The organism is Micromonospora sp. NPDC002411 (assembly GCF_053592955.1).
The window spans coordinates 1-11,256 of record NZ_JBSFBM010000227.1 but is presented as its reverse complement, the minus strand read 5'-3'; the positions used below and the strand labels follow the sequence as shown (position 1 = coordinate 11,256).

Genomic DNA, 11,256 nt, shown 5'->3' with positions numbered 1-11,256 from the left:
TTGGTCGATCGGTCACACGGGCACTGAGCCCTCGGTGCCCACCTCACGGGCCACCCGGGTCACCTCGTCGGCGAACGACGACAACTGGTCCACCATCGTGTTGACGGTGTTTTTCAGCTCCAGGATCTCGCCCTGGGCGTCCACGGTGATCTTCTGCGACAGGTCACCCTTCGCGACGGCGGTGGAGACCTGGGAGATGTTGCGAACCTGGCTGGTCAGGTTGCCGGCGAGCTGGTTGACGTTCTCGGTGAGGTCCCGCCACGTGCCGGACACGCCCCGCACCTGGGCCTGACCGCCCAGCTTGCCCTCGATGCCCACCTCACGGGCCACCCGGGTCACCTCGTCGGCGAACGACGACAACTGGTCCACCATCGTGTTGACGGTGTCCTTCAGCTCCAGGATCTCGCCCTGCGCGGCCACCGTGATCTTCTGTGACAGGTCACCGCGCGCCACCGCCGTCGAGACCTGCGCGATGTTGCGGACCTGGGCGGTCAGGTTCGACGCCATCGAGTTGACGCTGTCGGTCAGGTCCTTCCACGTGCCGGCCACGTTCGGCACCTCGGCCTGACCACCGAGCTTGCCCTCGGTGCCCACCTCGCGGGCCACCCGGGTCACCTGCTCGGCGAAGAGCCGCAGCGTGTCGGTGAGGTAGTTGATGGTGTGCGCCAACTCGGCGACCTCACCCTTGGCCGACACGGTGATCTTCTGGGAGAGGTCACCCTTCGCCACCGCAGTCGACACCTGGGAGATCGACCGGACCTGGTAGGTCAGGTTCGACGCCATGGTGTTCACCGAGTCGGTGAGGTCCTTCCAGGTGCCGGCGACACCCCGGACGTCCGCCTGACCGCCCAGCTTGCCCTCGGTGCCCACCTCACGGGCCACCCGGGTCACCTCGTTGGAGAACGAGGACAGCTGGTCGACCATCGTGTTCACGGTGCGCCCGATGCGCAGGTACTCACCGCGCAGCGGCCGGCCGTCGATCTCCAACGCCATGTGCTGCGACAGGTCACCGTCCGCGACCGCCACGATGACCCGGGCGATCTCGGTGGTCGGTCGACCCAGGTCGTCGATCAGCGAGTTGATCGCCCGCTGCCCCTCCGCCCAGGAGCCGTCCAGCCCCTCGTCGTCCAGCCGCTCGGTGAGCCGGCCGTCCCGACCGACGATCCGGCTGATCCGCCGCAGGTCCAGGTACTGCCGCTCCTGGAGCGAGACCACCTCGTTGAAGGCGTCCGCCACCTCACCGGCCGCGCCGGCGCGGCGGGGAAGCCGGACCTTCAGGTCGCCGCGGCCGATCCGCCGCAGTGCCTCGGTCAACTCACCGAGGAGCGCCTCGTGGTCGGGCGCGGACGGATCCGCCACCGACTGCTTCGCCGTGGTCATCATTCCTCGCTCAACTCGGGGGCACCGGTCCGTGCGACACACCGGCACCCCATATTGTGCCCGCGCGAGCCGTAGTGCCAGGGTGCGCGACCCGCCAGGTGGCCGGGATCCCCAACCGGACCGTGTCGATGACGCTGGATCGGGCACGGCCCGCCGCACACCTCGCAGGCGTGACCAACAGGCCCGGACTGCCTGTTCCGTGCGGGCGGCCGCCCCGAGGCGGAGTCCGGACACGGCTCGGTTGCTCTCTCCGCCCGGGCGGAAGGCTCGCGAGGGTGATCGGCTTGGCACCCGGCAGGGGGACGGTAGAGGATACGGGGGTGTCAGCCGAGACGGGGACGGCGACTACCGGGCCTCCGGACGGGGCGGTCCGGCGTGTCCGGCTGCCCGCAGATCGCCGTACGCCAGCCGCCGCCCGCGCCGTGGTCCGCTCGGTGTTGACCGAGTCACACCTGGACGAGCTGGTCAACGAAGCGCTACTGCTCACCACCGAGCTGACCACCAACGCCGTGGAGCACGCCCGCACCGAGTTGGACATCGAGGTCGTCGCCGACGAGATCGGGCTGACAGTCACCGTCTCCGACTTCGCGCCCGGCTCCGGCGATGAGCTGACCGTCGGCGCCCGCAACGACTCCACGGAGATCAACGAGGTCTCCGAGCGGGGCCGGGGCCTCCTGCTGGTCGACCACTTCGCCAGCCGCTGGGGCACGACGTACCTGCCCACCGGGAAGGGCGTCTGGTTCCGGCTGGACCGCCCCGGTGCCGAGACGTCGGCCGAGGACCTCGCCGGTGGCGCGTCGGCACCGACCAGCGCCGGCCCAGGTACGGCCCTGGACAAGTCCGCGCCGAGCGCCAGCGCGATGAGCGAACTCATGCAGACCGCGCCCGACCTGTACGCGGACGACCCCCTGCCCGACTTCGCCACCAGCCTCCTCAGCCGGGTCGCCGAGATGGTGGGCGCGGCCGGCGGCACGATCCGCCTGGACCGGGGCGACGGGCAGGGTCGGCAGGTGTTGGCCCGCTTCGGTCGACCGCCCCGCCCCGGCAGTGAGCTGCTCCGGGTGCCGCTGACCGTGCACCGCCCGTACGCCGGTGAGCTGGAGTTGGACGCCGCCCCGTCGGCGTACGCCCGGCCGTTGGCGGTGCTGACCGCCGAGCGTCTGTCGCTGCACCTGGAGAACGACCGGCTGCGCCGGGCCGACGTCCGCCGGCAGGTGTGGCTGACGTTCCTCGCCGAGGCGAGTGAGCTGCTCGCCCAGTCGTTGGACGTCGACCTGACCATGGCGCTGGTGCCGCAGTTGGTGGTGCCGCGCCTCGGCCAGTGGTGCGCGGTGCACACCACCGACGAGTGGGGCCGGCTGCGGCTGGCGGCGGCCAGCCACGCCGACGAGTCGACGCTCCCGCAACTGCACAAGGTGCTGGCGGAGACCGGGCCGGATTCGATCCAGGCCCGCCTGCGCGAGGCGTCACGCAGCGCGGCGCAGATCCCCCTGGGCGGGCCGATGGAAGGTTTCGCGGTCCCGCTGATCGCCCGTGGCCAGCGGCTCGGCACCCTGGCGGTGGGGCGGCACCAGCGGCACCGGCACGACCCAGACGAGGTGGCCGTGTTGGAGGACGTGGCCCGGCGGGCAGCGTTGGCCATCGAGAACGCGCGGATCCACGCCGAGCGCCGCCGCGTGGCGCAGACGCTTCAGCAGTCCCTGCTACCGCCGGTCCTTCCCGTCGTGGACGGGATCGGTTTCGCCGCCGAGTACGTGCCGACCGGCGACGACGCCGAGGTGGGGGGCGACTTCTACGACGTGGTGCCGTTGCCCGACGGGCGTTGGCTGGTGGTGATCGGTGACGTCTCGGGCAAGGGTGTCCAGGCCGCCGCCGTGACCGGGTTGGTCCGGGATGTGATCCGGGTGCTGGTCGGTGACGGTAAACCGTTGCCGGAGGTGTTGGCGCGGCTCAACGAGACGCTCGTCGAGCGGGGCGGCGGGCGATACTGCACGTTGGCGCTGGCGGCGGTCGGGCCCGGGGAGGGCGACACACTCGACGTGTCACTGCACCTGGCCGGGCATGACCGGCCGGTGCTGCTGTCGGCAGCGGGCGGTGCGGGGTTCGTCGGCACCGGCGGCACCGCGCTCGGCCTGCTCGACACGATCACCTCGCCGACGGCGCAGATCGCGCTCGCGCCCGGCGACTCGCTGATCTTCTACACCGACGGCGTCACCGAGCGGCGGCGGGGCCGGGAGCTGTTCGGCACCGACCGTCTGCGGGACGCCGCAGCGCCCCTGGCCGGCTATTCGGCCGACGTGGTGGCCGCCCGGCTGCGCTCCGCCGCTATCAACTTCTCGGCCGAGCCGCCCCGGGACGACATCGCCGTCCTGGTGCTCCGCAACGACGCCACCTGACCCGTCGCAGACGGCTTGAACCCGCCGCACGTGGCACGCCGCGCGCGGCCCACGAACGTCGGGTCCGCTCGGTAGATTGACGCTCATGTCGATCGCCGCGCAGGCCACACCGTACTCTCGGCGGGTGGTCCGGGCCCTGGTCACCGCGCAGCTGGCGACCATCGGCGCGTTCCTCGCCGTGCTGCTGCTCTACCTGGGTCGAATGGCGACCGCCGGTGTCGGCCCGGCCGAGATGCTGACCGGGGCCTACGACCCGAAGGACGTGATCCCGTTCGGGATGGACGGGGTGAACCCGTTTTTCTGGCTCTACGCAGTGGTCGGGATGCTCTACCTGGCGGGTGCGGTGCTCGGCCTGCCGTTGGCGATCGCCGCGGTGGCGGTGGTCGCCCGCGAGCGGGAAGCCCTGCCCCGGGTGACGCGGGCGCTGCTGCTGACCGGGGCGGTCGGCGGCCTGCTGGTGCTGGTGGCCCGCTTCACCCCACCGCTGCTGGACGTGCACAGCTGGTGGCTGGACTGACCGGTCACAGACCGCCCGGGAGACGCCCGGGCGCGAGCCGGTGCTCCGGATCGAGGTGCTCCTTGGCCGCCCGCAGTTGCGTCAGGCCGGCCAGCTCGCCCCAGAGGTCGACGGCACGCCGCACCGCCGGCGGGGCGGAGACCACCACGCAGCGGCCCTGCCGGGCCAGCAGCACACCTCGGACGGCGGCCAGGATGGACGCCACCCGGTCGGGGGCCAGCGCTCCGGGCAGTGCCGCGTGCACCACTCCGAGCCCGGCGGACCCGCGCACCGGCACCGGAGCGCCGGCCGCGTCGCGCAACGCGTAGACGGCGGCGTGCAGGTCGCCGATCGGCACCTCAAGTCGTAGTGCGGTGTCGCCGGGGGCGAACGGGTATCGACGCCACCACGTCGGCGCGGAGTGGGCGATCGTCGCCTCCCCGTGCAGCAGACCGACCAGGCGCTCGGCGCGTTCGGTGACGTCGGCGGGCCCGCCCTCCAACAGCACCACCAGGCTGCCCGCCCGCGACGGCGCACCGGCCCGGCCGGACATCGACGGGTGGCGCTCGCGAGCGGTGGCGGCCGGGTGACCCGGTGGGTACGGATGACGCGGCCGGGGCATGCCTCCGGGCAGGTCCAGCTCGATGGCCGCCGGCTCCAGTCGGGCGGCGAGGATCGTCCGGACCAGGTCGTGCACCTCCAACGGTGTCCACACCGGACGGGACACCCACAGCCGGCTCGCCGGGACCGGCTGCACCCGCAGAGTCGCCGAGACCAGCACGCCGAGCGCGCCCTGGGAGCCGCAGAGCAGCCGGGCCAGGTCGAGCCCGGGTGCGCCACCGCCGGCGCTCACCAGCTCACCGTCGGCGGCGAGGTAACGAACACCGAGCAGTTGGTCGCACGGGCTGCCGTGACGGTGACTGAGCGGGCCCGCCTCGCCTGCGGCGAGCACCCCGCCGAGGGTCGCACCGGGCGACGGGGCGTCCATCGCCAGCCGCTGCCCGGTGCGCTCCAACGTGGCCTGCACGGCCCGCAGCGGGGTGCCGGCGCCCACCTCGGCGACCAGCGCGCCGACCGGCTCGTGACCGATGCCGGCCAGCCGGCCGGTGTCGAGCATGATGTCCACCTGCACCGGCGTGGCACCCCAGTCGATCTTCGTGCCGGCGCCCCTGGGCACGACCGCCAGGTCGTGCGCGGCAGCCAGCCGCAGAACCTCGGCCGCGGCGTGCGGTCCGCCCGGCACCGCCACCCAACGCGCCGGCCGCCCGGCGACCTCGTCGGCCGGCCCACCCAGCCGGGAGAACGGTGGGCCACAGATGGCCGCCAATCGTCGGGTGATCTCGAGGGCTCCGGACCGGCCGAGGGAACTCGCTGCTGCCGCCATGGCGGCTATCGTACATGTGTTCGAAAGGCGTGGTGAGGACTATCAGGATGCCGCTGGTCCGGCGTACGACGGGTGGCTGCCGGTAACGTGGCCGCCGTGACCACCGAGACTGCCCCGCCCGCGGCGAAGCGGGTGCCCAGCGAGCGCACCCACCACGGCGACACCGTCATCGACGAGTACGCCTGGCTCGCCGCCAAGGACGATCCGGAGACGATCGCTTACCTGACCGCCGAGAACGCGTACACCGACGCGCGCACGGCACACCTGGCCGAACTACGCGCCGCACTGTTCGAGGAGACCCGCCAACGCACCCGGGAGACCGACCTGTCCGTGCCGACCCGCAAGGGCGGGCACTGGTACTACACCCGGACGGTCGAGGGGCAGCAGTACGGGGTGCACTGCCGCCGCGCGGTCCGCGACGGTGAGATCGACCCGCCGGTCAGCGCCGACGGCGCCCCGCTCGACGGTGAGGAGGTGCTGCTCGACGGCAACCTGCTGGCCGAGGGGCACGACTTCTTCTCGCTGGGCGCGTTCGACGTCAGCCCGGACGGTCGTTGGCTGGCCTACTCCACCGACTTCTCCGGCGACGAGCGGTTCACCCTGCGGGTGAAGGACCTGACCACCGGCGAGTTGCTGCCCGACGAGGTGCCCGACACCTTCTACGGCACCGCCTGGTCGTCCGACGCCTCCGTGCTGTTCTACGTGACGGTGGACGACGCCTGGCGGCCGAACCGGGTGTGGCGGCACACCGTCGGCTCGGCCGCCGCCGACGACGTGGTGGTCCACCAGGAGGACGACGAGCGGTTCTGGGTCGGCGTGGAGCTGACCCGCTCGGAGAAGTTCATCCTGATCGACATCCACAGCAAGGTGACCAGCGAGGTGCTGGTGATCCCCGCCGGCAACCCGGCCGGCGCCCCGGCCGTGATCGCCCCCCGACGCCAGGGCGTCGAGTACGCAGTGGAGCACCACGGGCACCGTTTCCTGATCCTGCACAACGACGGCGCGGAGGACTTCGCGCTGGCGTTCACCTCGGCGGACGCGCCGGGCGACTGGGTGCCGGTGATCGAGCACACCCCCGGCACCCGGCTGGAAGCCGTTGACGCCTTCGCCAACCACCTGGTGGTGTCGCTGCGCACCGACGGACTCACCGGGCTGCGGGTGCTGCCGGTCGGCAGCGACGACTCGTACGACATCGACTTCCCGGAGCCGCTCTACAGCGTCGGGCTGGACGCCAACCCGGAGTACCGCACCGGGCAGGTCCGCCTGCGCTACTCCTCCCTGGTCACCCCCGACTCGGTGTACGACTACGACCTGGTCACCCGGCAGATGGTGCTGCGTAAGCAGAAGCCGGTGCTGCCCGGGCCGGACGGCCGGCCGTACGACCCCGCCGAGTACGAGCAGCACCGCGACTGGGCGCTCGCCGACGACGGCACCCGCGTGCCGATCTCCCTGGTCTGCCGCGTCGGTACGCCCCGGGACGGCTCGGCACCCTGCGAGCTGTACGGCTACGGGTCGTACGAGGCCAGCATGGACCCGTGGTTCTCGGTGGCCCGACTGTCCCTGCTGGACCGGGGCGTGGTCTTCGCCGTGGCACACACCCGGGGCGGCGGTGAGCTGGGCAGGCGCTGGTACGACCAGGGCAAGCTGCTGGCCAAGAAGAACACCTTCACCGACTTCGTCGCCTGCGCCCGGCACCTGGTCAAGGCCGGCTGGACGGCCAGCGACCGGCTGGTGGCCCGGGGTGCCTCGGCCGGTGGCCTGCTGATGGGCGCGGTCGCCAACATCGCGCCGGACGCGTTCACCGGGGTGGTGGCGCAGGTGCCGTTCGTGGACGCGCTCACGTCGATCCTCGACCCGTCGCTGCCGCTGACCGTCACCGAGTGGGAGGAGTGGGGCAACCCGCTGGAGGACCCCGAGGTGTACGCGTACATGAAGTCCTACACGCCGTACGAGAACGTCACCGCCGTCGACTATCCGGCGATCCTCGCGGTCACCAGCCTCAACGACACGCGGGTGCTCTACTCGGAGCCGGCGAAGTGGATCGCCCGGCTGCGGGCGGTCTCCCCGGGCGGTGACTACCTGCTCAAGACCGAGATGGGTGCCGGGCACGGCGGTCCGAGCGGTCGCTACGACGCCTGGCGCGAGGAGGCGTTCATCAACGCCTGGATCCTGGACCGGATCGGCCGCGCCTGACCCGCGCTCGATCGTGGTGGTGGTCTCCTCCTCGGAGACCACCACCTTCCGGTGGTGATCGACCCGGAGTCGCCGATGTGCGGGTGTCGGGGCGCCCAGATGGCACCACCTCGCCGAGGTGGGAGCAGCCGGCGTTACCGGGGCCGGCACGAGGGTCGGGGCCTACACTTCCCGGGTGACCGGGGCTACGGATGGTGACGGCGGGGCCGGCGAGGGCGTCCGCCGGCCGAGCGTGGCGGCGGTGGCGCGGGACCGCCGGGTCTGGCTGATCCTCGCGATCGTCGCCGGCCTCATCGTCTGCTGTTGCTCGGCCGTGGTCGGGGCGCTCATCGCGCTCTCCTCCGGCCTGCTCACCGCCTGACCTGCTCACACGGAGCGCTCAGGTCGTGCGCAGCTCGTCCAGCGCGGTGCTGACGCGGAGGAAGAGCAGGCCGACGCCGACCGTCACCAGCACCGCGACCAACCCACCGGCACCGAGCCAGGCCAGGTGCTCCAGCGGTACGGGAACAGCTCGGTGGACTTCGGGAAAGTGCACGATCCGGGTGTACTGCCCCCTGGCGGCAGGGTCGGCACAGAGCTCCGCGGTGGCCTCACACGTCATTGTCGATCCACCTCCCGCTGACACCTCCGTGACGAGCCCTCGGCCGAGCAGGGTGCCCACGGTGAGCGCGAGCAGGATCGCCGGCACCGCCGGGGCCAACGCCTGCCAGGCCACCGAACGGCTCAGCGTGGCTCGGGGCACCCCGGTGGCGACCAACGCGGCGTACGCCCGTCGACGGGCGACGATCCCCTCGACCAGCGCCACGATCAGTCCGCCGGCCGCGATCAGGATGGCCACCGCCACCGCCACGTCGACCAGATCCATTGTGGACAGGTAGAACGAGTCGGGGACCTCGGCCGCGCCGGTGAGCTGGCTCTGCTCCCGGTCGAGCTGGTCCTTCGTGGCGAAGTAGGCACGCTGGACGGCCGCACCCCCGCCGAAGATCAGGGCAGCGAGCAGCGCCGCGAACGTGCGGCTGCCTGCCCACGGGTCGGCCATCAGCCGGCCCGCCGCGAGCAGGGCCGGGGGCCGACGGGCGTATCGTCGCATCAGCTTCCCGCAGTGGTACGAGATCCAGCCGGTGCCGATCACCACACCGATCATCGCCGCGAGGGCACTCACCGCGAACATCAACGGGACCAGTCGGCCAAGCACCACGGTGTTGTCGCCGAACCGTTCGTACATCGGGCGGATCGCCGCGAACGACACCACGCCGAGCCCGATCAGATATCCCGCCCACGGCCTCGGGCCGCGCTCGCGGGCGGCCTTGCGACTCACGCCGAGCGGGCTCGTGGTGACCGTACGCAGCATCAGTGCGGTGAGCAGCGCGGCGACGACCGGCAGACCGAGCACCACGGCAGTCACCGCCCCGGACGACGGCATCACATCGGTCGGCAGGGCCAGTTGGCCCCACGCGTCCGGCCGGTGCAGCAGCTCGCGACCGACCAGGTAGACGCCCAGCCCGGCGAGCGTGCCGAGCAGGGCGGCCAGGCCAGTCTCCAGCACGGCCAGCCGGGTGACCTGGCCGGGGGTGGCACCGGCGAGCCGGATCGCGGCCAACCGGCGGTCCCGCGCCGGCGCTCCGAGCCGGGCACACTGACCGGCCAGCGCCAGCACCGGAACCATCAGCATGAGCAGCGCGAACGTCGTTCCGCCGCGCAGGCCCGGTTCGCTCAACAGCGCGTTGTGGTACTGCTCGGACAACCTGTCCGGGTTCTCAGGCGTCGCCGCCGGCGTGCGGATGGCCAGCACGGTCAGCGCCGAGAGCCCGGCCAGGGTCGCCAGCAGGGCGCTGAGTGCGGTGAGCACCACCCGGGCGACGTCGGTGCGGCTCCCGGCGAGCGCGAGGCGCACCAGCGTCGCCGCTCTCACCGGGTGCCGCCGACCACTGGCACGTCGAGCCCCAGGCCCGTGTGGTCCACCAGGCCGTCACGCAGCACGATCTCCCGATCGGCGTACGCGGCGATCCGCGGCTCGTGCGTCACCAGCACGACTGTGGTGCGCTGCTCCCGGGCGAGCCGGACCAGTTGGGTGAGGACCTGCTCGCCGGTGAGCGTGTCCAGCGCGCCGGTCGGCTCGTCGGCGAAGAGCACCCGTGGCTCGGTCACCAGCGCCCGCGCCGTGGCGCAGCGTTGCTGTTGACCGCCGGACATCTCACCCGGGCGCACGTCGGCCACCTCGGCCACCCCGAACCGATCCAGCCAGGTGAGCGCCGCCGTCCGTGCCTCTCGCCGCCCCGTGCCGGCGAGGAGCAGGGGAAGGGCGACGTTCTCCGCCGCGGTCAACTCGGCCACCAGTTGGCCGAACTGGAACAGCACCCCGAACTCGGTGCGCCGCAGCCGGGACCGGGCCGCCTCCGACCAGGTGTCGATGCGCTGACCACGCCAGGTGACCTCGCCAACGTCCGGGCGGAGGATCCCGGCCAGGCAGTGCAGCAGGGTCGACTTGCCGCAGCCGCTCGGGCCGGTGACGGCGACGATCTCACCCTCGGCCACGTCGAGCGTCACGCCGCGCAGCGCGGGTGTCGGGCCGTACGCCCGAACCACGCCGCGAGCCTGAAGTTGCGTCACGGGTGCACCTCCCGGTGCCAGTCGGCGACCCGGCCCAGGGTGGTGTGCAACCACCTCAGGTCCGCGTCGAGATGGGAGATCGCGAAGTCCGCCGCGACCACGTCGCTGAGGGTGGCGGCCGGGTCGGCCTTGACGGTGGTCAGCTCACGCAGCCGTGCGGTGTGCGCGGCGCGCTGGGCGATCAGGTAGGACCGGGCCCGGTCGACGTCGGCGACCAGGAGCGCCACCACGACCTTGGCGAAGAGCGTGCTGGCCACGTACGGCATGGGCGGTTCCACAGTGGTCAGCCACTGGTCCAGCGTGGTCCGTCCGTGGTCGGTCAGCGCGTAGGCAGTGCGATCCGGCCCGCCCGCGCGATCCTGCCCGGCGGCGGCCACCAGGCCGTCGCGTTCGAGGCGGCCGAGAGTGGCGTAGACCTGCCCGAAGGCCAACGGCCGCGCCCTCGGCAGCCGCTCGTCGTGCGCACGCTTCAGCTCGTAACCGTGCCGGCTGCCAGCAGCCAACAACCCGAGCAGAACATGCGGCGTGGACACACCGCCCACTATTCACCCAGCGAATAGCCAAGTCAACAACCCCACCCCACCCGCGCTGCACCGGGCCCCGGCCCTCCGCCCCCGGTGATCAAGAGCTTTGCGTCAAGAACGCGCCGCAATCTGACGCAAACCTCTTGATCACCGGAACGAGGGGTCAGGGGGTTGGGGTGGGCCAGGTGGGGATCCGTCCACACTGGAAGGCGTGTCGCCGGGTATGGGCCTGCCGCAGACCGTCGTGGGCGGAATGGCTCTGCTGGACCTGAC

The 11,256-nt window shown here is 72.2% G+C and carries 8 protein-coding genes and 1 pseudogene; 4 read left to right on the top strand and 5 right to left on the bottom strand.

The window, feature by feature from the left end; genetic code table 11:
* Window positions 1-21 precede the first annotated feature (21 nt).
* A pseudogene (locus tag ACWCO3_RS23955) lies at window positions 22-1,380 on the bottom strand (HAMP domain-containing protein); the annotation flags it as partial.
* 320 nt (window positions 1,381-1,700) lie between these two features.
* Here ACWCO3_RS23955 and ACWCO3_RS23950 point away from each other — a divergent pair.
* Window positions 1,701-3,776 (top strand): SpoIIE family protein phosphatase, encoded by a 2,076-nt coding sequence (locus ACWCO3_RS23950; protein WP_357931397.1) that lies wholly within the window; start codon window positions 1,701-1,703, stop codon window positions 3,774-3,776.
* 85 nt (window positions 3,777-3,861) lie between these two features.
* Window positions 3,862-4,293 (top strand): hypothetical protein, encoded by a 432-nt coding sequence (locus ACWCO3_RS23945; protein WP_450012133.1) that lies wholly within the window; start codon window positions 3,862-3,864, stop codon window positions 4,291-4,293.
* Between the two features lie 4 nt (window positions 4,294-4,297).
* On the opposite strand, the gene ACWCO3_RS23940 is transcribed toward ACWCO3_RS23945, so the two are convergent.
* Window positions 4,298-5,656, bottom strand: coding sequence for an FAD-binding oxidoreductase (locus tag ACWCO3_RS23940; RefSeq protein ID WP_145785865.1), 1,359 nt, complete (start codon window positions 5,654-5,656; stop codon window positions 4,298-4,300).
* A gap of 96 nt (window positions 5,657-5,752) precedes the next feature.
* On the opposite strand from ACWCO3_RS23940, the gene ACWCO3_RS23935 reads away from it, so the two are divergent.
* Together ACWCO3_RS23935 and ACWCO3_RS23930 are read left to right on the top strand one after the other, a co-directional pair.
* Complete coding sequence (locus ACWCO3_RS23935; protein ID WP_450012131.1) at window positions 5,753-7,849, top strand: S9 family peptidase; 2,097 nt, start codon at window positions 5,753-5,755, stop codon at window positions 7,847-7,849.
* 175 nt (window positions 7,850-8,024) lie between these two features.
* Window positions 8,025-8,210 (top strand): hypothetical protein, encoded by a 186-nt coding sequence (locus ACWCO3_RS23930; protein WP_145785863.1) that lies wholly within the window; start codon window positions 8,025-8,027, stop codon window positions 8,208-8,210.
* Window positions 8,211-8,228: 18 nt separating this feature from the next.
* On the opposite strand, the gene ACWCO3_RS23925 is transcribed toward ACWCO3_RS23930, so the two are convergent.
* Genes ACWCO3_RS23925 through ACWCO3_RS23915 form a run of 3 tightly spaced genes read right to left on the bottom strand, consistent with a single transcriptional unit; the run spans window position 8,229 to window position 10,992 of the window.
* On the bottom strand, window positions 8,229-9,761 hold the full coding sequence (locus ACWCO3_RS23925) for an FtsX-like permease family protein (RefSeq protein WP_450012129.1): 1,533 nt from the start codon (window positions 9,759-9,761) through the stop codon (window positions 8,229-8,231).
* On the bottom strand, window positions 9,758-10,459 hold the full coding sequence (locus tag ACWCO3_RS23920; protein WP_145785861.1) for an ABC transporter ATP-binding protein: 702 nt from the start codon (window positions 10,457-10,459) through the stop codon (window positions 9,758-9,760). Before ACWCO3_RS23920 ends, ACWCO3_RS23925 begins: the two co-directional genes overlap by 4 nt.
* A complete protein-coding gene (locus ACWCO3_RS23915; protein ID WP_145785860.1) occupies window positions 10,456-10,992 on the bottom strand; it encodes a PadR family transcriptional regulator in 537 nt (178 codons plus the stop codon). The genes ACWCO3_RS23920 and ACWCO3_RS23915 overlap by 4 nt, the downstream gene beginning before the upstream one ends.
* Between the last annotated feature and the right edge of the window lie 264 nt (window positions 10,993-11,256).